Below are 24,244 nucleotides of genomic sequence, written 5' to 3' on the forward strand. Positions count from 1 at the left end.
CGTCCTTGCGTCAGGGTTGGGTCGCTGATGGCGACAGGGTCTTGTTCACAGCCGCGTCTTTCGCGCGGAAGATGTCTTCGTCGAACTTGTAGCGCAGGCCCAGCACCCAGCCGCGGTTGGTGTAATCGGTGCCCGAGAGCTCTTTGTCGCTGAAGCCGCGCCAGTTGTAGCCCAGCGTGGCGTAGAGGTTGTCCATCAGCACGTAGCCCACTTCGATGCCATAGGCATACTGGCGCTCGCTGCCTGCTCCGCTGCCTTGCAGCACATTGAACAGGCCGCCGACCGACCAGCGGTTGGTGACGTCGTAGGTCAGGCGTGCACCCACCAGGCTGGCGCTGTAGTTGTCGCGGATCGAGCCCAGCAACACCTCGTTGACGCGCTTGTGCGCCAACCGGCCCGACAGCCACCACGGCCGGCTCGGGTGGTAGTTGCCGCGCAGGCTGAAGATGGTCGCGTCGCGGTCGATGCCATCGGTGCCGCCGATGTACTCGCTGCGCTGCTCGACCACACCCAGTGCGTCGAAACGGTTGTTGTCGACTGGCCGGTAAGCAAAGCCGACCTGGAAACGGTTCTGGCGCGTGTCGCTGCCTGTCGCGGTGCGTGGCTTGACGCGATTGAAGTAGTCGCGCGCCAGCAGCGTCCAGTCACGGTCCAGCTTACGCGCCACGCCCACCGTCAGCAGGTGGTTGGTGTTGTCGGCATCCTGGCGCCACTCGACGCGCCCGGAGGACTTCCAGAGTTCGCTGCCGGTGTACTCCAGGCCAGCGGCCAGCGCGGTGGCGTCGCCACTGGTGGCGGTGACCCGCTCGACGTTGGTCACCAGCCTCAGGCCCGGGCTCAGCATCCAGCCGTTGCGCAGGCCGACTGCGGCCTGGATGTCCTTGCCGGACTCCGCATCGCGCAGCCGGTACTCGCTGTACAGCGAACCATCCTGCATGTACTGGGTGTCGACCCCGATGGCAAAGGCGCTCGCCGCGTCACCCACACCCAGACCGTAGGCGCCGCCGAACTCGCGGGAGCGCTCGTAGCGACCATAGAGGCGGGTCTTGTCCGCCACCTGCCAGTCGGCACCGATGCGGTAGAGGTTGGTGCCGTCGTTGCCCAGTTCGCGCTGCAGTTCACCGCTGAGCGTGAGGCGCTCGGTCATCTTGTAGGCGGCGCGGCCGTAAACCGAGGTGCGGTCCAGGTCTTCGGGTGCGGTGGGCACGGTCGGGTTGATGGGCGAGCACACCACTGGCAGGCCCGTGGCCGGATCGATGGCCTGGTTACCCACCTGGCTGATGCCAAAACCGCTGTTGTAGCCCGAGCTGTTGGTCGTGGTGCCGTTGGAGCACACGCTGCTGGTCAGGCTGGCCAGCGTGGCGGCGTCTTCCTTGACCACACGCACACCACCGCCCACCGTCAGTTTTTCGTTGACCTTGTAGTCGACACCCGCCGACAGCGCCTGGGACTCGGTATCCACTGGCGCAGTCACGCGTTCCAGTTTTTCCTGTGAGCGCAGCACCTCGGCATTGACGCTGAGCGATGGCGTGACCTGATACACACCGGATGCACCGATCTCGGTGCGCCCGCCGGTGATGCCGGCGGCGCTGTTGTTGAAGTCTTCGCTGGCCCGGGCCGCATAGGCCCGGCCGCGCAGTGTCTCGTCGTTGTGGCGAATCTCCACCCGCACAGCGCTGCCCGAGAGCTCGCCGCTCTTGCCGTTGAAGCTGTTGCTCGTGTTGCTGTTGAATCCGCTGGCACCGTCGTTGACCAGGCTGCGGGTGCGCGCAATCTCGGCGATCAGCTCGGTCTGCTCGCTCAGCTTGAGCTGCAGATTCGCACCGATCACGGTGTAGGGGGACTGTGGGTTCTCGTCCTTGGCCGCGGCCACGCCGAGGGTGAGCGTGTCGGTCAGGGCAAGCTTGAGATCGCCACCGTAGACAAAGAACTTCTCTCCGCCTTGGTCGACCTCGTAGGTCACGCGGATGGTGACCGGATTGAGCTGGTCATCGAAGCTGGGCACTGGTGCGCGGAACAGAATCTGTCCGCTGAAAGGCTCGAACTCGTAGTCGCTGTTGCGCGCCAGCAGCGTGGATTTCAGAATGGTCGTGGGCTGGTTGCGGTCGCGCACCAGGATTTCGATTTTTTCTGACCCCGTCACCCCGTTCGGGTTGGACACGGAATACGGACCAGAGACGCCTCGACCCGGGAACTCGTCGATCACCTGGCGCAGGTTGTCCTGCGCCACGAAGGCGTTGGCGGTGACGCGGCCTTCTTCGTAACGGCCCTTGAGGCCCGCCACCGAGCGGCTGTACTGGCTCAGGCGACGCGCGCCGTTGTCGTCGATGGTGGTGTAGTCGCCATACAGCAGGAAGCTGCGGTTGCGGTCCACGCGCACATAAAGCTTCTTGGAGCTCTGCGCATCCACGCCACGCACACTGGAGTCGCCGTAAACCGGGTAGAAGTCTTCCGGATTGATGTCCTGGAACAGCTCACGGTCGGTTTCTTTGTCCGAGTCGTAGGCCAGCGTCAGGAGGTACTCGCCCTTGATCTTGCCCTTGAGGTAGATGGCTGCGCGAGCACCCAGGCGCGACCTGCCACCGTTGAACTCTTTCTCGAAACCCTTGAGCTCGGCGTCAAACGCATCGTCTTCGCGCACAGGCACGATCTTCGTCGGATCAAATTTGTCGGAGCGCAAGCGCCCTTCGATCAAGCCGACTGCGATCATTTCGCGAAGGTCAGGCACGTAGCGCACCACCACCTGCTCCGCCACGCCCTTGACCGACACCCGCAGAGTGACGGCTTCCGGCTTGTAGGGCGACAACAGCTTAAACCGCAGCAACCCACCAGAGACCAGCGACTGGGTACCCGGTGCGATGCGGTCGATGTCGGCCCGGTCGGCGCTGGATTCGGAGGTGGTCCGGCCCGGCATCATCAGACGTGCGCCGCCGTTGACCTCGACCGTGACGTCAACATCGGCCTGCACCACCTGGCCGTTCTTGTCCTTGAGCGTGACCACCACATCCGTCGAGCCCACGCCATCGGCCGGCAGGTTGTCTCCAGCGACCTGCACCGAGATGCGGTCCACCGGTGACTCCAGGCGCTGCAGGAATGAGGTAAACGGCCGCGGGCCGATGCTGGGCTGGCCCCCCGTGGTGAATGCGCTGCGAGCCTCAGGCACATCGGCACTGGTGGTATCAGCGGCCGGCTGGGCGAGCACGGCAGTGGCCAGCAGGGCGGCGGCCAGGGCCACGGGCGTCTTGTGATTCACGGCGATCGGTCGCTGGTTCTGTGAAGCGAGGTGTTTCATTGCACGGCCCTCCCCGAGGTCGAGGGCGGCAGGACGTTCTGGCGCGGCGCTGGCAGGATTTGCTGCAAAGGCAGCTCACCTCCCGGGCGGATGCGCTGATCTCCTCCGTTTTCGGTTTCTGGCGCCTGAACACCTCCCTGCGCGCGGCGTGCCTTGACCTGATCGAGCACGTCCACCGAGCACGAGCCTTCAATGAAGTCCGCGCGATGCAGCTCGCCGCCCTTCATGTCCACAAAGAGGCTGTTGCCATCGCCCGCGTTGCGGTTGCTGGAAGGCAGCATGCGTGCGCCCTTGGGCAGCGTAGTGCGGTCGACTTTGAGCACATGGGTCTGCGACTTCAGGCCACACATGCTGTACTTGCCTTCGCTGTCGGTGATCACATACGAGCCATCGAGCATGACCAGGCGCACACCCGGGATGCCGATCTCGCGCGAGCCGCTGGCGTTGTTCTGCACATGGTTGCCATCGCAGTCTGTGTAGACCTTGCCGACGATGCAGCCTTCGTTGCTGAACACGCCGCCCTGCACGGTGACCTTGAAGGCCGCCGTGTTGGATCGCACGCGGGTCCCGCCCGGACCATCGAAGACACCGGTGGCCCGGTTGATGCCGTCACCTTGCTGCGAACCCACACCCAGGCGCACGAAGTAGCTGAGATCCTGGGTGCCGCTGGCTGCCAACGGCACCGGCAGGGAGAAGCTCAGCGATCGGCCCGTGGCGCCGGCTGGGTCGGCCAGCGTGGCGGTTCCGAGTCGCGCCGTACCTGGGATGTAACGGAAGCCCGCGGGGAGGACGTCTTCCACCACCACGTTGTTCAGCACCTGTGCCGTGGTGTTCCTCAGCCGGATGGTGTAGCGAATCGAGTCGCCTAGCTCGGCCACCGAACGATCGCCTACCTTGCTCACCAGGAGCGCACCCGTCGACAGCGGATCCAGCGGGATGTGGTTGTTGAACACGTTGCCTGGGTTGGCGAAGTTGAAGTCCAAGGCCAGGTAGTAGGTGGTGCCCGGTGTGCCATTGGTGCCCACGGGTGGCGCCTCTGCCTGCGGCTGCACATTGGTGTCGCCCGCCGGCACCGTCAAGGTGGCACTTGGCGTCGACACGCCACCGAGCAAGGCGATGGGCGGAGCGTAGTTGGCGGGCGGCGTCACCTCCAGGGTGTACACGCCACTCGGTGGATTGTTCACAAACAGGAACTGGTAGATACCGGTGGCGGGGTCTGTCACGTAGACGTCCGAACCTCCCACCAGTTGAGTGGCCGGAACAAAGCCAGCGGGGCCCACCAGGCGAACCGTCGCTCCGCCCAGGGGTTGTCGCGTCACCGAGTCGTACACCACGCCACTGGGGTCAAGTGGCAGGTTTTGCTGGATCACGTTGTCGCCGTCGTACAGCGTGATGTCTTGAATCACGCCCGCAACAGGCAACACGGCCCCCGGAAGAACCGTGCCAAACAGCTGGTTGGTACCTGTCGAAGTGTTGTTGGCCTGTGTGAACGCAGACTGGTTGAATGGCGTGCCCAGGATCACATTGCCTGATGGATCCCGGAAACGCAGCTGATAACCCGTACCCGGTTGTTGTGCAGCGATGACGTAACCACCCGTGCTGGTGGTGACCGCTGTGCCCACAACAACGGGAGCTCCACCCTGCAATTGCAGCAACTCCACCCGGTAACCAGCCAGGCCGTCGTCAGTAGCCGGCTCGAAGAACCGAGTGCGGTTTTTGTCAAAGAAGACCCGGCCGGAGATCGACGCCGTGGGCGCTGCAACAGCGGCTGTCTCGGTGTCGGTGTTGTTCGTCGAGTCGGTATCGGGCAGGCTGGAGCCCGTCACGTTGGCCGTCACCGTCGCCCCCGTGGTTGTCACCGGCACGCTGATGGGCGCGCTCAGGGTGCTCGCACCCGGGGCCAGCGTGACCGCTGTGAGGGTCGTGCTCACCCCGTTGACCACAACCACCGGCGTGAAGGTCACCGTGTTGGTTCCGTTGTTGCTCAGCGTCACCGTGGTGGTCACGGTCGTGCCCGGAACACCTGAGGGAATTGGGTTCACATCCACCGCCGGGTCGGCCACCAGCGGGTTCGTCGTCTCGGTGTCGGTGTTGTTCGCCGGGTTGCTGTCGGGCACGCTCGGCGCGGTCACGTTGGCCGTGACGGTGGCACCCGTGGGCGTCAGCGGCACGCTGATCGGCGCGCTCGGCGTGCTCTGCCCCGGCGCCAGCGTCACCGCCGTGAGGGTCGTGGTCACGCCGTTGACCGTCACCACCGGCGTGAAGGTCACCGTGGTGCTGCCGTTGTTGCTCAGCGTCACGGTGGTGGTCACCGTCGTGCCTGGGCTGCCTGAAGGAATCGGGTTCACATCCACACCCGGGTCGCTGAACAGCGGCGTGGTCTGGCCGCCGTTGCCCGCGTTGGCCGTGGCCGTGTTGTTCGCGGTGTTGCTCTCCGGCGTGGAAGTCGCCACCGTGCTGGTGCCCTCGAGCACCGCACCCACCGTGCTCGGCACGGTGGCGGTGAAGGTGCTCGTGACGCTTTGTCCTGGTGTGAGGTTGCCCACCGTGAAGGTGCGCACCTCGCCGCTGGAGAGCGTGACCGTGCCCACCGTGGCGCTGGCGGTGACACCCGCACCCACGCTGTTGGTGAACACCACGGTGCCGCTGACCACCGAGCCCGCAGGCGCGCTGGCCGGCAGATCAATCGCGGTCGTCACATCCGCAAACAACGGGTTCGTCGTCTCGGTGTCGGTGTTGTTCGCCGGGTTGCTGTCGGGCACGCTCGGCGCGGTCACGTTGGCCGTGACGGTGGCACCCGTGGGCGTCAGCGGCACGCTGATCGGCGCGCTCGGCGTGCTCTGCCCCGGCGCCAGCGTCACCGCCGTGAGGGTCGTGGTCACGCCGTTGACCGTCACCACCGGCGTGAAGGTCACCGTGGTGCTGCCGTTGTTGCTCAGCGTCACGGTGGTGGTCACCGTCGTGCCTGGGCTGCCTGAAGGAATCGGGTTCACATCCACACCCGGGTCGCTGAACAGCGGCGTGGTCTGGCCGCCGTTGCCCGCGTTGGCCGTGGCCGTGTTGTTCGCGGTGTTGCTCTCCGGCGTGGAAGTCGCCACCGTGCTGGTGCCCTCGAGCACCGCACCCACCGTGCTCGGCACGGTGGCGGTGAAGGTGCTCGTGACGCTTTGTCCTGGTGTGAGGTTGCCCACCGTGAAGGTGCGCACCTCGCCGCTGGAGAGCGTGACCGTGCCCACCGTGGCGCTGGCGGTGACACCCGCACCCACGCTGTTGGTGAACACCACGGTGCCGCTGACCACCGAGCCCGCAGGCGCGCTGGCCGGCAGATCAATCGCGGTCGTCACATCCGCAAACAACGGGTTCGTCGTCTCGGTGTCGGTGTTGTTCGCCGGGTTGCTGTCGGGCACGCTCGGCGCGGTCACGTTGGCCGTGACGGTGGCACCCGTGGGCGTCAGCGGCACGCTGATCGGCGCGCTCAGCGTGCTCTGCCCCGGCGCCAGCGTCACCGCCGTGAGGGTCGTGGTCACGCCGTTGACCGTCACCACCGGCGTGAAGGTCACCGTGGTGCTGCCGTTGTTGCTCAGCGTCACGGTGGTGGTCACCGTCGTGCCTGGGCTGCCTGAAGGAATCGGGTTCACATCCACACCCGGGTCGCTGAACAGCGGCGTGGTCTGGCCGCCGTTGCCCGCGTTGGCCGTGGCCGTGTTGTTCGCGGTGTTGCTCTCCGGCGTGGAAGTCGCCACCGTGCTGGTGCCCTCGAGCACCGCACCCACCGTGCTCGGCACGGTGGCGGTGAAGGTGCTCGTGACGCTTTGTCCTGGTGTGAGGTTGCCCACCGTGAAGGTGCGCACCTCGCCGCTGGAGAGCGTGACCGTGCCCACCGTGGCGCTGGCGGTGACACCCGCACCCACGCTGTTGGTGAACACCACGGTGCCGCTGACCACCGAGCCCGCAGGCGCGCTGGCCGGCAGATCAATCGCGGTCGTCACATCCGCAAACAACGGGTTCGTCGTCTCGGTGTCGGTGTTGTTCGCCGGGTTGCTGTCGGGCACGCTCGGCGCGGTCACGTTGGCCGTGACGGTGGCACCCGTGGGCGTCAGCGGCACGCTGATCGGCGCGCTCGGCGTGCTCTGCCCCGGCGCCAGCGTCACCGCCGTGAGGGTCGTGGTCACGCCGTTGACCGTCACCACCGGCGTGAAGGTCACCGTGGTGCTGCCGTTGTTGCTCAGCGTCACGGTGGTGGTCACCGTCGTGCCTGGGCTGCCTGAAGGAATCGGGTTCACATCCACACCCGGGTCGCTGAACAGCGGCGTGGTCTGGCCGCCGTTGCCCGCGTTGGCCGTGGCCGTGTTGTTCGCGGTGTTGCTCTCCGGCGTGGAAGTCGCCACCGTGCTGGTGCCCTCGAGCACCGCACCCACCGTGCTCGGCACGGTGGCGGTGAAGGTGCTCGTGACGCTTTGTCCTGGTGTGAGGTTGCCCACCGTGAAGGTGCGCACCTCGCCGCTGGAGAGCGTGACCGTGCCCACCGTGGCGCTGGCGGTGACACCCGCACCCACGCTGTTGGTGAACACCACGGTGCCGCTGACCACCGAGCCCGCAGGCGCGCTGGCCGGCAGATCAATCGCGGTCGTCACATCCGCAAACAACGGGTTCGTCGTCTCGGTGTCGGTGTTGTTCGCCGGGTTGCTGTCGGGCACGCTCGGCGCGGTCACGTTGGCCGTGACGGTGGCACCCGTGGGCGTCAGCGGCACGCTGATCGGCGCGCTCAGCGTGCTCTGCCCCGGCGCCAGCGTCACCGCCGTGAGGGTCGTGGTCACGCCGTTGACCGTCACCACCGGCGTGAAGGTCACCGTGGTGCTGCCGTTGTTGCTCAGCGTCACGGTGGTGGTCACCGTCGTGCCTGGGCTGCCTGAAGGAATCGGGTTCACATCCACACCCGGGTCGCTGAACAGCGGCGTGGTCTGGCCGCCGTTGCCCGCGTTGGCCGTGGCCGTGTTGTTCGCGGTGTTGCTCTCCGGCGTGGAAGTCGCCACCGTGCTGGTGCCCTCGAGCACCGCACCCACCGTGCTCGGCACGGTGGCGGTGAAGGTGCTCGTGACGCTTTGTCCTGGTGTGAGGTTGCCCACCGTGAAGGTGCGCACCTCGCCGCTGGAGAGCGTGACCGTGCCCACCGTGGCGCTGGCGGTGACACCCGCACCCACGCTGTTGGTGAACACCACGGTGCCGCTGACCACCGAGCCCGCAGGCGCGCTGGCCGGCAGATCAATCGCGGTCGTCACATCCGCAAACAACGGGTTCGTCGTCTCGGTGTCGGTGTTGTTCGCCGGGTTGCTGTCGGGCACGCTCGGCGCGGTCACGTTGGCCGTGACGGTGGCACCCGTGGGCGTCAGCGGCACGCTGATCGGCGCGCTCGGCGTGCTCTGCCCCGGCGCCAGCGTCACCGCCGTGAGGGTCGTGGTCACGCCGTTGACCGTCACCACCGGCGTGAAGGTCACCGTGGTGCTGCCGTTGTTGCTCAGCGTCACGGTGGTGGTCACCGTCGTGCCTGGGCTGCCTGAAGGAATCGGGTTCACATCCACACCCGGGTCGCTGAACAGCGGCGTGGTCTGGCCGCCGTTGCCCGCGTTGGCCGTGGCCGTGTTGTTCGCGGTGTTGCTCTCCGGCGTGGAAGTCGCCACCGTGCTGGTGCCCTCGAGCACCGCACCCACCGTGCTCGGCACGGTGGCGGTGAAGGTGCTCGTGACGCTTTGTCCTGGTGTGAGGTTGCCCACCGTGAAGGTGCGCACCTCGCCGCTGGAGAGCGTGACCGTGCCCACCGTGGCGCTGGCGGTGACACCCGCACCCACGCTGTTGGTGAACACCACGGTGCCGCTGACCACCGAGCCCGCAGGCGCGCTGGCCGGCAGATCAATCGCGGTCGTCACATCCGCAAACAACGGGTTCGTCGTCTCGGTGTCGGTGTTGTTCGCCGGGTTGCTGTCGGGCACGCTCGGCGCGGTCACGTTGGCCGTGACGGTGGCACCCGTGGGCGTCAGCGGCACGCTGATCGGCGCGCTCGGCGTGCTCTGCCCCGGCGCCAGCGTCACCGCCGTGAGGGTCGTGGTCACGCCGTTGACCGTCACCACCGGCGTGAAGGTCACCGTGGTGCTGCCGTTGTTGCTCAGCGTCACGGTGGTGGTCACCGTCGTGCCTGGGCTGCCCGAGGGAATCGGGTTCACATCCACACCCGGGTCGCTGAACAGCACCGTCAGGCTGTCGGTGCCGCTGTTGTTGGCCGTGTTGCTCTCGGGCGTGGCTGTCGCCACCGTGCTGGTGGCCGTCAGCGCTGCCGTGCCGGTGCTCGTTGGCACCGTGGTGGTGAACACCTGGGTGCTGCTGGCGCCTGGCGCCAGGTTGCCCACCGTGAAGGTGCGAATATCGCCGTTGGACAGCGTGACCGTGCCCACTGTGGCGCTGGCCGTGGTGGCCGTGCCGCCGCTGGCAATGTTGCTGAAGGTCGCCGTGACCGTGATCACGCTGCCCGCAGGCGCGCTGGCCGGCAGGTTCACCGTCGTCGTGACGTCGGCAAACAGCGGGTTCGCCGTCTCGGTGTCGGTGTTGTTCGCCGGGTTGCTGTCGGGCACGCTCGGCGCGGTCACGTTGGCCGTGACGGTGGCACCCGTGGGCGTCAGCGGAACGCTGATCGGCGCACTGGTCTGTGTCTGCCCCGGCGCCAGCGTCACCGCCGTGAGGGTCGTGGTCACGCCGTTGACCGTCACCACCGGCGTGAAGGTCACCGTGGTGCTGCCGTTGTTGCTCAGCGTCACGGTGGTGGTCACCGTCGTGCCTGGGCTGCCTGAAGGAATCGGGTTCACATCCACACCCGGGTCGCTGAACAGCACCGTCAGGCTGTCGGTGCCGCTGTTGTTGGCCGTGTTGCTCTCGGGCGTGGCTGTCGCCACCGTGCTGGTGGCCGTCAGCGCTGCCGTGCCGGTGCTCGTTGGCACCGTGGTGGTGAACACCTGGGTGCTGCTGGCGCCTGGCGCCAGGTTGCCCACCGTGAAGGTGCGAATATCGCCGTTGGACAGCGTGACCGTGCCCACTGTGGCGCTGGCCGTGGTGGCCGTGCCGCCGCTGGCAATGTTGCTGAAGGTCGCCGTGACCGTGATCACGCTGCCCGCAGGCGCGCTGGCCGGCAGGTTCACCGTCGTCGTGACGTCGGCAAACAGCGGGTTCGCCGTCTCGGTGTCGGTGTTGTTCGCCGGGTTGCTGTCGGGCACGCTCGGCGCGGTCACGTTGGCCGTGACGGTGGCACCCGTGGGCGTCAGCGGAACGCTGATCGGCGCACTGGTCTGTGTCTGCCCCGGCGCCAGCGTCACCGCCGTGAGGGTCGTGGTCACGCCGTTGACCGTCACCACCGGCGTGAAGGTCACCGTGGTGCTGCCGTTGTTGCTCAGCGTCACGGTGGTGGTCACCGTCGTGCCTGGGCTGCCTGAAGGAATCGGGTTCACATCCACACCCGGGTCGCTGAACAGCACCGTCAGGCTGTCGGTGCCGCTGTTGTTGGCCGTGTTGCTCTCGGGCGTGGCTGTCGCCACCGTGCTGGTGGCCGTCAGCGCTGCCGTGCCGGTGCTCGTTGGCACCGTGGTGGTGAACACCTGGGTGCTGCTGGCGCCTGGCGCCAGGTTGCCCACCGTGAAGGTGCGAACGTCGCCGTTGGACAGCGTGACCGTGCCCACTGTGGCGCTGGCCGTGGTGGCCGTGCCGCCGCTGGCAATGTTGCTGAAGGTCGCCGTGACCGTGATCACGCTGCCCGCAGGCGCGCTGGCCGGCAGGTTCACCGTCGTCGTGACGTCGGCAAACAGCGGGTTCGCCGTCTCGGTGTCGGTGTTGTTCGCCGGGTTGCTGTCGGGCACGCTCGGCGCGGTCACGTTGGCCGTGACGGTGGCACCCGTGGGCGTCAGCGGAACGCTGATCGGCGCACTGGTCTGTGTCTGCCCCGGCGCCAGCGTCACCGCCGTGAGGGTCGTGGTCACGCCGTTGACCGTCACCACCGGCGTGAAGGTCACCGTGGTGCTGCCGTTGTTGCTCAGCGTCACGGTGGTGGTCACCGTCGTGCCTGGGCTGCCTGAAGGAATCGGGTTCACATCCACACCCGGGTCGCTGAACAGCACCGTCAGGCTGTCGGTGCCGCTGTTGTTGGCCGTGTTGCTCTCGGGCGTGGCTGTCGCCACCGTGCTGGTGGCCGTCAGCGCTGCCGTGCCGGTGCTCGTTGGCACCGTGGTGGTGAACACCTGGGTGCTGCTGGCGCCTGGCGCCAGGTTGCCCACCGTGAAGGTGCGAACGTCGCCGTTGGACAGCGTGACCGTGCCCACTGTGGCGCTGGCCGTGGTGGCCGTGCCGCCGCTGGCAATGTTGCTGAAGGTCGCCGTGACCGTGATCACGCTGCCCGCAGGCGCGCTGGCCGGCAGGTTCACCGTCGTCGTGACGTCGGCAGCCAGGCCTGCACCCGTCTGGGTGCCCGTGTTGTTGCCGGGCACGGGATCAATGGTTCCCGGTGGCGGCGACACGGAGGCCGTGTTGGTGTACGCGCCAATGCTGTTGACCACTGCACGAATCACGACGGTGGTCGTCCCACCCACAGGAACGGTGGTCGTTCCGCTGACCGCGTTGCCGACCACCGTGGCGGTGACCGAACCCGAGAGGCTCTGTACGGCAACCGCCGTGAACTGCGAAGGCACTGCGTCCGCAAACGTGGCACTGACGGCCGGGCTGGGGCCCGCGTTGGTGATCTGGAGTGTGAAAGTAACGGTCTGCCCAACGGCCGCGCTTGGCGAGACACTGGTCTTGACCAGTCTCAGGTCGGCACTCGGCGTGACCGCATCGGTGTCCTGAGCAGAACAGACACCTGCCGTGCAAGAGGTCGAAGGGTTGGTGTTGACTACGCTAGGGGGAGGCGCAATCGAGGCCACATTGCTGACGGACGTCTGGGCCTGCACGCCAGCAGAAAACAACATCAACACAGCCGCGAAAGCTGCCGCCGTGGTTTGCCGCAACTTGTCCGTTTTCAGCGCAGATGAGAGTTTGGAAAGGGCGGATGTCGCCAACGACATGGACTCGGCTCGTGTTTGGTGTTTGCCGCCTGCTCCGATCCAGCAACGGATACGTAACAAGTACTACACGCGGATTCTAGTGGCCGTGGACATCCTGCAACAGATCCGGCGGACCATCGGATCATTGGATTTTCAAAAAAACGACGAAACGGTGACCTAACTAACGACTGGCTGCCATCAGGAAACGCACTACCCAGACAGACACTGGGCGCCAGGCACCTCACACTCGCTGATGTGAAGGCTCAAAGCCAGCCCGATGCCCACTACCCTCTGGACGGGCGCACGCGTGATTGCCGTTGAAATCGATCGAGTGACGTTCGTCTGCGAGGACCCAAGCCAGCCGATTTCGCAGCGACAGTCCAAGCGCCATATGCGGCCGATCAAGTTGAGTGCATTCTGAACTCCCTTCCAGCTCAGTCCCTCTGCTGCAGCCGCAAACTCATCACCGAACCAGACGCTGCTGCGGTCACCAGTCAGTCGACCAACACCTTCGAACCCTGATCATCACTGGCGTGGGAGCGAGCAGGGATGGCGATGTGAAACTCGAACTCACTCTCGTCAAGCTGTCACCGTCCGAGGTCGGCGCGCTGACCAAACTTGAACTGCTCCATCAACGCCTGCATGCAGCTCAGAAGTACCTGTAGGCCGCAAACAGACAAGTTTCCCGCCGGGTGCATGCGAACCTCCAAAAGGGCTGCAAGGGATTCCACCACCGTGGCACAAGGATCTGAAGACCTCAGCCCCACAGCCTTGCGCCACTTCATCGTATTTGGTGGCCAGCATGCCAGCGAGACCTTGCACGCCGAGCGAGCTTGCGATGCAGCGCAGATTCCGACCAACCTGGTCACAACGCGACATCGCGGGCGATCCAATCGGTCCTACTCATGCCGTGCAGGACGCCAAAGCAGAGGGCTTTTCGACCTGGCGCGGCGATGGTCGAGCACATCATTGACCTGGGTCCAGCTCGGACTGCGGCCCATTGAGCAGAAAAGCTGCAGCCCTTCAACCGCGCACGCGCAAGACTCCGGAAAAGTACGCCGCGAGTTCGCCGCGGGCAGACAGCGGGAGGATGTGGCCCACATACTGGTCCGGTCGCACGATGACTACACAGCCTGAGGCTCTGTGTATGCCGCGCAAATCGAACACGTCCTCGCCCCGTTTCAGATCGGCGCAAAACACCTTCTCGTAGTCGCACAGCCCATAGCGGCCAACTGGCGGACGAAGCAGCGTCGGCATGGCGGTGAAATCCAGCGTGTCGAAGGCTTGCTGGAAGATCGCTCGGGTGTCGATCACGGCGTCAAGGTCTTCGCCCTTAGCCGTGTGGCGGCGCAGCGCAGAGGCCGGGTCGAACTGCAACCACTCGCACAGGCTGGCCACGGCGCTACCAGCCCCGCCATTGTCCCCAGCAGGGGCGAAGATGAACAAGCGGAAACGCGCGTCGGCCTCGATGGTGTGGCCTAGCTGCAGGGGCCTTGCATCGGCCAGGCGGATCACGGGGGCAGAGTGAAAGCGCATGCCCATGTTGAAACCCTTGGCCAAATGCTGGTGGGTGTCGGCGCCGATCAGGGCGCTGGGTTCGTACTGGATCGTCAAGCCACAGGTGAATGGCAAATTGTCAACAAATGCGCGCGCCACGCGGGGCAGCTGGTCTGAAGTATCTTCTTCGCCTCTAGCGCCGACCACCCGCGACCATTTGTGATCAAAGTCCACGAGACCCTTGGCAGCGGCGCGCCGCTCGGCGGAGTAGCTGTGCAACAGGGACGCGTCGGCGCGACCGGTCAACACCGAGATCAGCTTCCAGCCCAGGTTGAAGGTGTCTCCCATTGACACGTTCATACCCTGGCCCGCTTTGGGGCTGTGGGTGTGGCAGGCGTCGCCAGCGAGCAACACGCGGGGCGCACGGCTGGCGACCTCAACCTCGGGCACATCATCGAACTTGTCGGTCAGACGGTGCCCGATCTCGTAGATCGACCACCAGACCACCTCTTTCACGTCCAGCCTGAAGGGGTGAAAGATGCGCTGAGCCTTGGCGATGATGTGGTCGTGGTTCATCCCGCGGTCGGCGGCGCGCTCGTCTTCACTCAGGTTGTTGAGCTCTACATACAGGCGCACCAGGTGTCCGCCCTCGCGGGGCAGTACCATCAGAATGCCGTCGTCTGGCGATCGCACGAAGGACTTCATGCGCCAATCCGGAAAGTCGGTGGTAGCCAGCAGGTCGATCACGCCCCAGGCTTGGTGCGCCGCATCGCCGTGGAGCTGTCCGCCGATGGCGCGGCGAACGCCGGAGCGCGCGCCATCGCACCCGATCACGTAGTTGGCGCGCACGGTGGTGGACTGACCTTCTCGTCCAGGCTCGGTGCTTTCAAGCGTCACGGTGACGGGGTATTGGGTGGCGTGCGGATCGACCTTCAGATCGGCGACCTTCCATCCGTAGTCTGGCGCGAGGCGCTGAGGCGAGTTCCGCATGATGTCAAGGAACATGTCGTGCACCCGTGCCTGGTTAATCAGCACATGCGGCATCTCGGAGGTGCCGTCCGGTACGTCTTGTATCCGGGCGAATCGGGTGAGAGTGACATCAGCGCCTGGCGCCCAGAAGGTGGTCTGGTTGATCCACATCGACTCGCGCATGACCTTTTCGGCAAAACCGAATGCCTGGAACATCTCCATTGTCCGCACGCTGATGCCGTCGGCCTGACCTTTTTCCATGGGCCCAAGCTTGGGTTCGACCAACATGGTGTGAATCTTCGGCACTCGGGCGAGCTGCGCTGCCAGACACAGGCCCGCCGGGCCCGATCCGGCGATCAGCACATCAACCGCATCGGGCAGTCGGTCGCCACGTGCGCGATGATCCGGCGAAGTCACACTGATATCGGGATCTCCGGGCCGGAAACCGTTCTGGTGGTACTGCATGGCGTCTCTTTCAGGTAGTCTGCGGATCAATTAAAATATTTATGCATATGATATGTATGCATATTAAATGGGTCAAGCACCCATTCACATTCCCTATCTTCGTGAGAGGGTCGCAACAGCGGGACACGCACATGAACAGGATGGAAATGGCCGGGCACCTGATCCGGCGACTGCATCAGCAGTCGATGCAGATCTTTCAGGCGCAGACCCAAGCGGCGGGCCTTGACCTGACATCGGTTCAGTTCGCTGCGCTCGATGCAATTGCGCAGCAACCCGGCACTGACCAGGCCAGCCTGGCAGAAACCATCAGCTTCGACCGCGCGACGATCGGTGGCGTGATCGACCGGCTGGAGCTCAAGGGCCTCGTGAAGCGCACCGTCAGCAAAGAGGATCGTCGAGCCCGGGTGCTGCACATCACCCCTGCGGGCGAGCAGCTGCTGGCCACCATCCGACCCGTGGTGGAAGCCTTGCAGGCCGAGATCCTTGGCCCGCTGTCTCCCGCTGAACGCAAGACCTTTCTCGCCTTGGCACACAAGGCGCTGGGCCTGGACTGACTCAATTGGCGTGAGTGCTCTTCGAGCGCTCCATCCGGGTCGAGGTGGACATGTGGGCTTCCCGAGCGCGCGCTACGGACTCAGGTCGGGAGATGAGCACACTTTGGTCACAAGCCCAACCCTCCGAAAGGCGTGGGTCTACAGCTGGGCTATGAATGGGCTACAGGCCCAGAAAACAAAAAAGCCCACGTTTCCGTGGGCTTCGTTGACAAGCTAAGAGCTTGATTTTTTTGGTTGCGGAGGCAAGATTTGAACTTGCGACCTTTGGGTTATGAGCCCAACGAGCTACCAGGCTGCTCCACTCCGCGACAAGCCTTGTAGTCTATCACGCTTTCGTTGCGTCTTCGGCTGGCGCTGCTGTCTCATCGGCACGATCCACCAATTCGACGAGGGCCATCGGAGCGTTGTCACCCACGCGAAAGCCCATCTTGAGGATGCGGGTGTAGCCACCGGGGCGTTTGGCGAAACGCGGCCCGAGTTCGTTGAACAGCTTGACGACCACATCGCGATCGCGCAAGCGGTCGAACGCCAGACGGCGGTTGGCCACGGTCGCGACCTTTGCCAAGGTGATCATGGGCTCCACCACGCGGCGCAGTTCCTTGGCCTTGGGCAAGGTGGTTTTGATGACTTCATGCGTGAGCAACGAGTTCATCATGTTGCGAAGCATCGCCTGGCGATGCTCGCTGGTGCGGTTGAGTTTACGAAGTCCGTGTCCGTGACGCATTTTTCTGTCCTTTCAGTGTTTTGCCCGCAGCCGTATCAGGTACTGCAGGTTCGCCCGGGTCTGCCCTTGTGGGTCAGAGGCTCCGGTATCAGTGCTTGTCCAGGCCAGCGGGTGGCCAGTTTTCAAGCTTCATGCCCAAGGTGAGCCCGCGAGATGCCAGCACTTCCTTGATCTCGTTGAGCGACTTGCGACCCAGGTTGGGAGTCTTGAGCAACTCGTTTTCGGTTCGCTGAATCAGGTCACCGATGTAGTAGATGTTTTCTGCCTTGAGGCAGTTGGCCGAGCGCACCGTGAGTTCGAGCTCGTCCACAGGGCGCAACAGGATCGGGTCGAAATGCTGCGAGCTGCGCTGAGCAGGCTGGTCGAATGCCGAAAGCTCCACACCTTCAAGCTGCGCAAAGACAGCGAGCTGCTCAACCAGGATCTTGGCTGATGCGCGCACGGCCTCTTCGGGGCCAATGGATCCATTGGTCTCGATTTCCATGACCAGCTTGTCCAGGTCGGTGCGCTGCTCGACGCGTGCGCTTTCGACGGTGTAGCTCACCCGCTTCACAGGTGAGAAAGACGCGTCCAGCACGATGCGGCCAATGGAGCGCGACTGATCATCGGTGCGGCGAAGGCTGCCGGGCACATAGCCACGGCCTTTTTCCACCTTGATCTGCATGTCCAGCTTGGCGCCGGTCGACAGCGTCGCGATCACGTGCGAAGGATTGACGATCTCGACGTCATGCGGCGTCTGGATATCGGCAGCAGTCACCAGGCCTTCGCCGTCCTTGCGCAGGCTCAGCGTCACTTCGTCGCGGTTATGGAGCTTGAACACCACACCCTTGAGGTTGAGCAGCATGTTGACGACGTCTTCCTGCACGCCATCGATCGACGAGTACTCGTGCACCACGCCAGCAATGGTCACTTCGGTCGGCGCATGTCCGGTCATGGACGACAGCAGCACGCGACGCAGGGCATTGCCCAGCGTGTGGCCATAGCCTCGCTCGAACGGCTCCAGGGTAACCTTGGCGCGGTTTGTCGAAATTTGTTCGACGTTGATGGTCTTGGGCTTCAGCAGATTGTTAAGCATTCAAACTTCCTTCAGGACCCTCGGCTCGTTACACCGATAAGGCAGACGGAGAACGGCCGAGCGACGCCAGGAGGGCGTCACCCGGGAACGAACTCAACGGGAATACAGTTCGACGATCAGCGATTCGTTGACGTCGGCGGCGAATTCATCGCGGTCAGGCGACTTCTTGAACACGCCTTCGGCCTTGTCGACCGAGACTTCCACCCAGGCGGGGAAGCCAATCTGCTTGGCAAGTTCCAGGGCCTCGATCACGCGGGCCTGCTTCTTGGACTTCTCGCGCACGGCGATCACGTCGCCAGCCTTGACCGAGTAAGACGGGATGTTCACGGCCTTGCCGTTGACGGTGATCGCCTTGTGCGACACGATCTGGCGGGCCTCAGCGCGGGTCGAGGCAAAACCCATGCGGAACACGACGTTGTCCAGACGCGCTTCCAACAGAAACAGCAGGTTGGCACCGGTGTTGCCGCGGCGGCGATCTGCTTCGGCGAAGTAGCGGCGGAACTGGCGCTCAAGCACCCCGTAAGTGCGCTTGACCTTCTGCTTTTCACGCAGCTGGATACCGAAGTCGGAGGTACGCTGACCGGAGGTCCGGCCATGTTGGCCAGGCTTGGAATCAAATTTGGCCTTGTCGCTGATCGAGCGGCGTGCGCTCTTGAGCAACAGATCAGAGCCTTCACGGCGGGAGAGTTTGGCCTTGGGGCCGAGGTAACGTGCCACGTTGGAGTCCTTGTTCACTGCCGCAACCGGCGCCAATTGGCGTCATTGCGGGAGCCACCCGACAGGCGGGGGCAGTGGGCTTAGCAAAAAATGCCACTGCAGGTTTTGCAGTGGCGCTCGAAAAAGCTTTTGATTGTACCGCGCGACGCGGTAGGGCATCAGATGCGGCGGCGCTTCTGCGGTCGGCAGCCATTGTGGGGAACAGGCGTCACATCGGCGATGGAGTTGATCCGGATGCCAAGGGCACCCAGCGCACGCACCGACGACTCGCGGCCCGGGCCCGGGCCTTTGATCTCGACGTCCAGGTTCTTGATGCCTTGTTCAATCGCTGCACGACCTGCCACCTCTGAAGCCACCTGGGCCGCAAACGGGGTCGACTTTCGCGAGCCCTTGAAGCCTTGGCCACCCGAAGAGGCCCAGGACAACGCATTGCCCTGGCGATCGGTGATGGTGATGATGGTGTTGTTGAACGAGGCATGCACGTGCGCAATACCATCGGCAACGTTCTTGCGGACTTTCTTGCGAACGCGGGCTGCGGCGCTGCTGGAGGGAGACTTAGCCATGGAGATCCTTCAATCCGATTATTTCTTCAGCGACTGGGCTGCCTTGCGCGGACCTTTGCGGGTACGGGCATTGGTCTTGGTGCGCTGACCGCGCATCGGCAGGCCGCGGCGGTGACGGAAGCCGCGATAGCAGCCAATGTCCATCAAGCGCTTGATGTTCATCGTGGTTTCACGGCGCAGGTCACCCTCGATCGTGAACACACCGACCTGGTCGCGAACTTTTTCGAGTTCTGCGTCGGTCAGATCTTTGATTTTTTTGGCGTAATCGATGCCACAGGCTTCGCAAATCTTGCGAGCGCGGGTGCGACCAATGCCAAAAATTGCCGTCAAGCCGATTTCGGCGTGCTTGTGCGGCGGAATGTTGATGCCTGCAATACGAGCCATGTTTTACCTCTGAACGAACCGGTCAGCCTTGACGCTGCTTGTGACGCGGATCGGTACAGATGACCCGCACGATGCCGTGACGCTTGATGATCTTGCAGTTGCGGCACATTTTTTTGACCGAAGCCGAAACTCTCATAGTCTTCTCCTAAAACTTTCAAAAATCTTGAACTGTCGCTGAGCTGTGTGGCAGAACCGGAAACCAATCCGGTTAGTTGCCAATCGACGTCTTGAAATTGGCTTTCTTGAGCAGCGAATCGTATTGCTGCGACATCATGTAATTCTGTACCTGAGACATGAAGTCCATCGTGACGACCACGATGATCAGCAGGGACGTGCCCCCAAAGTAGAACGGCACGTTGTACTCCAGGATCAGGAACTCGGGCAACAAGCAAACGGCGGTGATGTAGATCGCACCCGCAAACGTCAGCCTCAGCAGGATCTTGTCGATGTGGCGGGCAGTCTGGTCACCGGGGCGGATGCCGGGAATGAACGCGCCGCTCTTCTTCAGGTTATCCGCGGTCTCGCGGCTGTTGAACACCAGCGCGGTGTAGAAGAAGCAGAAGAAGATGATGGCTGCGGCGTACAGCGTGACGTAGATCGGCTGTCCCGGCGACAAGGCGGAAGCGATGTCACGCAGCCAGCGGGTGGAGTCACCCGTGCTGACCCAGCTCACCACCGTGGTCGGCAGCAAGATGATCGACGACGCGAAGATGGGCGGAATCACGCCAGCCATGTTCAGCTTGAGCGGCAGGTGTGACGACTGTCCGCCATACACCTTGTTGCCCACCTGACGACGCGCATAGTTGACCAGGATCTTGCGTTGACCGCGCTCGACGAACACCACAAAGTAGGTCACCAGAATGACCACCGCAATGATGAACAAAGAGACGAGGATGTTCATGGCGCCTGTGCGAACCAGCTCCAAGAGACCACCAATCGCACTGGGCAGGCCAGCGGCGATGCCGGCGAAGATCAGCAGCGAGATGCCATTGCCCAGGCCGCGCTCGGTGATCTGCTCACCCAGCCACATCAGGAACATGGTTCCGGCCACCAGGCTGATCACGGCGGTCACGCGAAACGCCATGCCCGGGTCGATCACCAGACCCGCCTGGCCCTCGAGCGCAATGGAGATGCCGATGGACTGGAAGATGGCCAAGGCGAGGGTGCCGTATCGGGTGTAGGACGTGATCTTGCGGCGACCGGCTTCGCCTTCCTTCTTCAGCTGCTCAAACGTGGGTACCACGTAGGTCATGAGCTGCATGATGATGGACGCCGAGATGTACGGCATGATCCCCAGTGCCATGACGCTGAAGCGAGACAGCGCACCGCCCGAGAACATGTTGAACAGGCTCAGGATGCCGCCCGCCTGACCCTGGAACAGGCGTGCAAGCGTGTCGGGGTCGATGCCCGGCACAGGAATATGCGTCCCGATGCGGTACACGACCAGCGCCAGCAGCAGGAACACCAGCCGACGGCGCAAGTCGCCGTACTTGCCGGTTTTTGCCAGGGTGGAAGACGCAGTTGCCACAGAAAGCCTTTGAGCCGTTTCGATCAGGCAGCCAGTGAGCCGCCAGCCGCTTCAATGGCCTGCTTGGCACCGGCGGTTGCACCGACGTTCTTCAGCACCACCGCGCGGGTGATCTCACCGGTCTTGATAACCTTGACGCGCTTGGCGAGCTGAGACACAAGGCCCGCCTGCTTGAGCGTGAGCAGATCCACTTCAGAGGCTTCCAGCTTGTTCAGGTCGCCCAGGGTAACCTCGGCGTTGAACTGCAGCTGGGCCGATTTGAAGCCGCGCTTGGGCAAGCGACGTTGCAGCGGCATCTGGCCGCCTTCGAAGCCCACCTTGTGGTAGCCACCCGAACGCGACTTCTGGCCTTTGTGACCGCGTCCAGCGGTCTTGCCCAGGCCGGAGCCGATACCACGGCCGACTCGGCGTTTGGCATGCTTGGCGCCCGCGGCGGGCTGAATGGTGTTGAGTTCCATGTCTGTGTCTCCGATCAGAGAACCTTGACCAGATAGCTGATCTTGTTGATCATGCCGCGCACCGCAGGCGTATCCTGCAGCTCGCTGGTGCTGTTGAGCTTGCGCAGACCCAGGCCGCGCACGGTGTCGCGGTGAGACTGCTTGGTGCCAATGGGGCTGCGCACCAGTTGGACCTTGACGGTATTTTGAGTGGTCATGATGGCTCCGATCAGCCCAGGATGTCTTCAACCGACTTGCCGCGCTTGGCAGCGACGTCGGCTGGCGTGGTCGAGTTCTTCAATGCGTCCAGCGTGGCCCGCACCAGGTTGTACGGGTTGCTCGAACCATGGCTCTTGGCCACCACGTCGGTGATGCCCAGCACTTCGAACACCGCGCGCATCGGGCCGCCAGCAATGATGCCGGTACCCTTGGCGGCCGGGAGCATCATCACATTGGATGCGCCGTGCTCGCCGTGCACGCTGTGATGCAGCGAGCCATTCTTCAGCGAAACCTTGATCATGTTGCGACGAGCGGCTTCCATGGCCTTTTGCACGGCCACCGGCACTTCACGCGCCTTGCCCTTGCCCATGCCCACGCGGCCATCGCCATCACCGACCACGGTCAATGCGGCGAAACCGAGAATTCGACCACCCTTGACCACCTTGGTCACGCGGTTGATCGCGATCATCTTCTCGCGAAGACCATCCTCATTCGCTTCGTTCTTGATGTTTGCGGTAAATTTTGCCATTTGGTATGTCCCGTCCGATCAGAACTGCAGGCCGGCTTCACGCGCGGCGTCTGCGAGGGCTTTGACCCGACCGTGGTAGGCAAAGCCCGAACGATCGAAAGCGACTTTCTCTATGCCGGCAGCCTTCGCCTTTTCGGCGATGCGCTTGCCGATCAGCGCAGCGGCGGCGGTATTACCACCCTTGCCTGCACCACCGATCTGGGCACGCACTTCGGCTTCGGCGGTCGACGCAGAGGCGAGCACACGGGTGCCGTCGTCGGAGATGACGGTGGCATAGATGTGCAGATTGGTGCGGTTCACGGCCAGGCGCACGGCGCCCTGCTGGGCGATCCGGATGCGGGTCTGGCGGGCGCGGCGCAGACGTTGCTCTTTTTTGGTCAGCATGATCTGTCCTTACTTCTTCTTGGTTTCCTTGATCGTCACCTTTTCATCCGCATAACGGATGCCCTTGCCCTTGTAGGGCTCGGGGGGGCGCACAGCGCGCACCTCGGAAGCGATCTGGCCCACGCGCTGACGGTCAGCGCCCTTGATAACGATCTCGGTCGGCGTCGGCGTCTCCACCTTGATACCGGCCGGCATGTCCATCACCACCGGGTGCGAATAGCCCACGGTGAGGTTGAGTTTGGCACCCTGCGCCTGGGCTTTGTAGCCCACGCCCAGCAGCGTCAGCTTCTTCTCGAAGCCCTTGCTCACACCGTTGACCATGTTGTTCACCAGCTGGCGCATGGTGCCCGACATGGCGTTGGCCTGACGCGAATCGTCTGCCGGCGCAAACACCAACGTGCCGGCGTTGTTTTCCACCTTGACCAGGGGGTTGATGGCCAAAGCCAAGGCGCCAAGCGACCCTTTGACATTGACCAGGCCGTCTTTCAAGGCCACTTCCACGCCTGCAGGCACGGCGACCGGTTGTTTTCCAATACGTGACATTCAGTAGCTCCTCAATGCGCGCATCAGGCGACGTAACACAGGACTTCACCACCGACACCGGTGGCGCGCGCCTTGCGGTCCGTCATCACGCCCTGCGGCGTCGTGACGATCGCCACACCCAGGCCGTTCTGAACCTCGGGGATGGCGTTGCGCCCGCGGTAGACGCGCAGGCCGGGACGGCTCACGCGCTCGATGCGCTCGATCACAGGGCGACCGGCGTAGTATTTCAGGGCGATTTCCAGCTCATTCTTGCCGTCAGCGCTCTTGACCTGGAATCCGTCGATGTAACCCTCATCCTTCAGGACTTGGGCAATCGCGGCTTTGACCTTGGAGGCCGGCATCGACACGGTGGACTTCTCGACCATCTGCGCGTTGCGGATGCGGGTCAACATGTCGGCAATAGGATCACTCATGCTCATTTGTGGTTCTCCTAGTGCTTACCAGCTGGCTTTGGTGATACCGGGGATCTCGCCGGCAAACGCCATTTCGCGGATCTTGGCGCGGCCCAGGCCGAACTGCGCAAAGGTGCCACGCGGACGGCCGGTGATCTCGCAGCGATTGCGCTGGCGGGTCGGGTTGGCGTTGCGAGGCAATTTTTGCAGTGCCTGGCGAGCGGCATCGCGCGCTTCGTCGCTGTGCTTGGCGCTCTTGGCGACCGCTTGCAGCTCTTTGTATTTCGTCGCGAACTTGGCCGCGAGCTTTTCGCGCTTGAGTTCACGTTGGAGTAGTGCTTGTTTAGCCACGCGCCACCTCAGTTCTTGAACGGGAAACGGAAACCAGCCAGAAGAGCTTTGCACTCTTCATCAGTCTTGGCGGTCGTCGTGATGCTGATGTTGAGGCCGCGCAAGGCATCCACCTTGTCGTACTCGATCTCAGGGAAAATGATCTGCTCTTTGACGCCGATGTTGTAGTTGCCACGGCCGTCAAAAGCCTTGCCCGAAATACCCCGGAAGTCACGCACGCGGGGCAGAGCCACAGTCACGAAACGATCGAGGAATTCGTACATTCGGGCGCCGCGCAGCGTCACCATGCAACCGATAGGCTGCTCTTCGCGGATCTTGAAACCCGCGATGGCCTTCTTGGCCTTGGTGACCACAGGCTTCTGGCCAGCAATCTTGGTCAGGTCGCCAACGGCGTTGTCCATGACCTTCTTGTCGGCCACCGCCTCGCTCACACCCATGTTGAGCGTGATCTTGGTGATGCGTGGCACTTGCATGACCGACTTGTAGCCAAACTTCTGCACCAGCTCGGGCGCGATTTTGTCGCGGAATTGTTCGTACAGGCGTGTCATCT

General features: G+C 63.7%; 19 protein-coding genes and 1 tRNA gene. 1 reads left to right on the plus strand and 19 read right to left on the minus strand.

All coding sequences use genetic code 11. The features are described from left to right. Positions 1–10 precede the first annotated feature (10 nt). From QUV25_RS04135 to QUV25_RS04145, 3 genes are all read right to left on the minus strand, one after another. Positions 11–3,292 (minus strand): hypothetical protein, encoded by a 3,282-nt coding sequence (locus QUV25_RS04135; RefSeq protein ID WP_300861519.1) that lies wholly within the window; start codon positions 3,290–3,292, stop codon positions 11–13. Further along, on the minus strand, positions 3,289–12,288 hold the full coding sequence (locus QUV25_RS04140) for a hypothetical protein (RefSeq protein ID WP_300861520.1): 9,000 nt from the start codon (positions 12,286–12,288) through the stop codon (positions 3,289–3,291). The genes QUV25_RS04135 and QUV25_RS04140 overlap by 4 nt, the downstream gene beginning before the upstream one ends. Positions 12,289–13,386: 1,098 nt before the next feature. Next, positions 13,387–15,294 carry an FAD-dependent monooxygenase gene (locus QUV25_RS04145; RefSeq protein ID WP_300861522.1) on the minus strand — a complete coding sequence of 636 codons (1,908 nt, stop codon included), beginning with the start codon at positions 15,292–15,294 and terminating at the stop codon, positions 13,387–13,389. A 131-nt stretch (positions 15,295–15,425) separates the two neighbouring features. Between QUV25_RS04145 and QUV25_RS04150 the strand changes: the two genes are divergently transcribed. Next, positions 15,426–15,848 carry a MarR family transcriptional regulator gene (locus tag QUV25_RS04150; protein ID WP_300861523.1) on the plus strand — a complete coding sequence of 141 codons (423 nt, stop codon included), beginning with the start codon at positions 15,426–15,428 and terminating at the stop codon, positions 15,846–15,848. A gap of 231 nt (positions 15,849–16,079) precedes the next feature. On the opposite strand, the gene QUV25_RS04155 is transcribed toward QUV25_RS04150, so the two are convergent. The 16 genes from QUV25_RS04155 to rplE form a co-directional block, all read right to left on the minus strand. Further along, positions 16,080–16,156, minus strand: a tRNA-Met gene (locus QUV25_RS04155). A gap of 17 nt (positions 16,157–16,173) precedes the next feature. Beyond that, positions 16,174–16,572: a 50S ribosomal protein L17 gene (rplQ, locus tag QUV25_RS04160; protein ID WP_300861524.1), complete on the minus strand. Its 399-nt coding sequence runs from the start codon at positions 16,570–16,572 to the stop codon at positions 16,174–16,176. Positions 16,573–16,660: 88 nt separating this feature from the next. Next, positions 16,661–17,647: a DNA-directed RNA polymerase subunit alpha gene (rpoA, locus tag QUV25_RS04165; protein WP_300861525.1), complete on the minus strand. Its 987-nt coding sequence runs from the start codon at positions 17,645–17,647 to the stop codon at positions 16,661–16,663. A gap of 93 nt (positions 17,648–17,740) precedes the next feature. Next, on the minus strand, positions 17,741–18,364 hold the full coding sequence (gene rpsD / locus QUV25_RS04170; protein WP_300861527.1) for a 30S ribosomal protein S4: 624 nt from the start codon (positions 18,362–18,364) through the stop codon (positions 17,741–17,743). A gap of 158 nt (positions 18,365–18,522) precedes the next feature. Then, positions 18,523–18,927 carry a 30S ribosomal protein S11 gene (gene rpsK, locus QUV25_RS04175; protein ID WP_291014745.1) on the minus strand — a complete coding sequence of 135 codons (405 nt, stop codon included), beginning with the start codon at positions 18,925–18,927 and terminating at the stop codon, positions 18,523–18,525. A gap of 18 nt (positions 18,928–18,945) precedes the next feature. Continuing rightward, positions 18,946–19,311: a 30S ribosomal protein S13 gene (gene rpsM / locus QUV25_RS04180; RefSeq protein WP_300861530.1), complete on the minus strand. Its 366-nt coding sequence runs from the start codon at positions 19,309–19,311 to the stop codon at positions 18,946–18,948. 22 nt (positions 19,312–19,333) lie between these two features. After that, entirely contained in the window at positions 19,334–19,447 is a 114-nt protein-coding gene (gene rpmJ, locus QUV25_RS04185; RefSeq protein ID WP_084236402.1) for a 50S ribosomal protein L36, read from the minus strand. A 72-nt stretch (positions 19,448–19,519) separates the two neighbouring features. Next, on the minus strand, positions 19,520–20,839 hold the full coding sequence (gene secY / locus QUV25_RS04190) for a preprotein translocase subunit SecY (protein WP_300861534.1): 1,320 nt from the start codon (positions 20,837–20,839) through the stop codon (positions 19,520–19,522). 23 nt (positions 20,840–20,862) lie between these two features. Continuing rightward, positions 20,863–21,297, minus strand: coding sequence for a 50S ribosomal protein L15 (gene rplO / locus QUV25_RS04195; RefSeq protein WP_300861536.1), 435 nt, complete (start codon positions 21,295–21,297; stop codon positions 20,863–20,865). 14 nt (positions 21,298–21,311) lie between these two features. Further along, entirely contained in the window at positions 21,312–21,494 is a 183-nt protein-coding gene (gene rpmD, locus QUV25_RS04200; RefSeq protein WP_056268982.1) for a 50S ribosomal protein L30, read from the minus strand. Positions 21,495–21,505: 11 nt separating this feature from the next. Continuing rightward, complete coding sequence (rpsE, locus tag QUV25_RS04205) at positions 21,506–22,024, minus strand: 30S ribosomal protein S5 (protein ID WP_300861537.1); 519 nt, start codon at positions 22,022–22,024, stop codon at positions 21,506–21,508. An 18-nt stretch (positions 22,025–22,042) separates the two neighbouring features. Next, positions 22,043–22,408 (minus strand): 50S ribosomal protein L18, encoded by a 366-nt coding sequence (rplR, locus tag QUV25_RS04210; protein ID WP_300861539.1) that lies wholly within the window; start codon positions 22,406–22,408, stop codon positions 22,043–22,045. Positions 22,409–22,417: 9 nt separating this feature from the next. Then, complete coding sequence (gene rplF / locus QUV25_RS04215; protein ID WP_300861540.1) at positions 22,418–22,951, minus strand: 50S ribosomal protein L6; 534 nt, start codon at positions 22,949–22,951, stop codon at positions 22,418–22,420. A 23-nt stretch (positions 22,952–22,974) separates the two neighbouring features. Then, positions 22,975–23,370, minus strand: a complete 396-nt coding sequence (gene rpsH, locus QUV25_RS04220) for a 30S ribosomal protein S8 (protein WP_300861541.1) — start codon at positions 23,368–23,370, stop codon at positions 22,975–22,977. Positions 23,371–23,388: 18 nt separating this feature from the next. Then, a complete protein-coding gene (gene rpsN, locus QUV25_RS04225; RefSeq protein ID WP_300861542.1) occupies positions 23,389–23,694 on the minus strand; it encodes a 30S ribosomal protein S14 in 306 nt (101 codons plus the stop codon). Between the two features lie 8 nt (positions 23,695–23,702). Further along, entirely contained in the window at positions 23,703–24,242 is a 540-nt protein-coding gene (rplE, locus tag QUV25_RS04230) for a 50S ribosomal protein L5 (RefSeq protein WP_291014719.1), read from the minus strand. Positions 24,243–24,244 lie beyond the last annotated feature (2 nt).

The sequence above is a fragment of the Hydrogenophaga sp. genome, from assembly GCF_030373245.1.
GTDB lineage: Bacteria > Pseudomonadota > Gammaproteobacteria > Burkholderiales > Burkholderiaceae_C > Hydrogenophaga.

What these genes read in the sequence shown, in the direction of transcription:
- QUV25_RS04135 (WP_300861519.1), bottom strand. Translation starts at nt 3,292, where the DNA reads ATGAAACACCTCGCTTCACAGAACCAGCGACCGATCGCCGTGAATCAC.
- QUV25_RS04140 (WP_300861520.1), bottom strand. Translation starts at nt 12,288, where the DNA reads ATGTTGTTTTCTGCTGGCGTGCAGGCCCAGACGTCCGTCAGCAATGTG.
- QUV25_RS04145 (WP_300861522.1), bottom strand. Translation starts at nt 15,294, where the DNA reads ATGCAGTACCACCAGAACGGTTTCCGGCCCGGAGATCCCGATATCAGT.
- QUV25_RS04150 (WP_300861523.1), top strand. Translation starts at nt 15,426, where the DNA reads ATGAACAGGATGGAAATGGCCGGGCACCTGATCCGGCGACTGCATCAG.
- rplQ (WP_300861524.1), bottom strand. Translation starts at nt 16,572, where the DNA reads ATGCGTCACGGACACGGACTTCGTAAACTCAACCGCACCAGCGAGCAT.
- rpoA (WP_300861525.1), bottom strand. Translation starts at nt 17,647, where the DNA reads ATGCTTAACAATCTGCTGAAGCCCAAGACCATCAACGTCGAACAAATT.
- rpsK (WP_291014745.1), bottom strand. Translation starts at nt 18,927, where the DNA reads ATGGCTAAGTCTCCCTCCAGCAGCGCCGCAGCCCGCGTTCGCAAGAAA.
- rpsM (WP_300861530.1), bottom strand. Translation starts at nt 19,311, where the DNA reads ATGGCTCGTATTGCAGGCATCAACATTCCGCCGCACAAGCACGCCGAA.
- rpmJ (WP_084236402.1), bottom strand. Translation starts at nt 19,447, where the DNA reads ATGAGAGTTTCGGCTTCGGTCAAAAAAATGTGCCGCAACTGCAAGATC.
- rplO (WP_300861536.1), bottom strand. Translation starts at nt 21,297, where the DNA reads ATGGAACTCAACACCATTCAGCCCGCCGCGGGCGCCAAGCATGCCAAA.
- rpmD (WP_056268982.1), bottom strand. Translation starts at nt 21,494, where the DNA reads ATGACCACTCAAAATACCGTCAAGGTCCAACTGGTGCGCAGCCCCATT.
- rpsE (WP_300861537.1), bottom strand. Translation starts at nt 22,024, where the DNA reads ATGGCAAAATTTACCGCAAACATCAAGAACGAAGCGAATGAGGATGGT.
- rplR (WP_300861539.1), bottom strand. Translation starts at nt 22,408, where the DNA reads ATGCTGACCAAAAAAGAGCAACGTCTGCGCCGCGCCCGCCAGACCCGC.
- rplF (WP_300861540.1), bottom strand. Translation starts at nt 22,951, where the DNA reads ATGTCACGTATTGGAAAACAACCGGTCGCCGTGCCTGCAGGCGTGGAA.
- rpsH (WP_300861541.1), bottom strand. Translation starts at nt 23,370, where the DNA reads ATGAGCATGAGTGATCCTATTGCCGACATGTTGACCCGCATCCGCAAC.
- rplE (WP_291014719.1), bottom strand. Translation starts at nt 24,242, where the DNA reads ATGACACGCCTGTACGAACAATTCCGCGACAAAATCGCGCCCGAGCTG.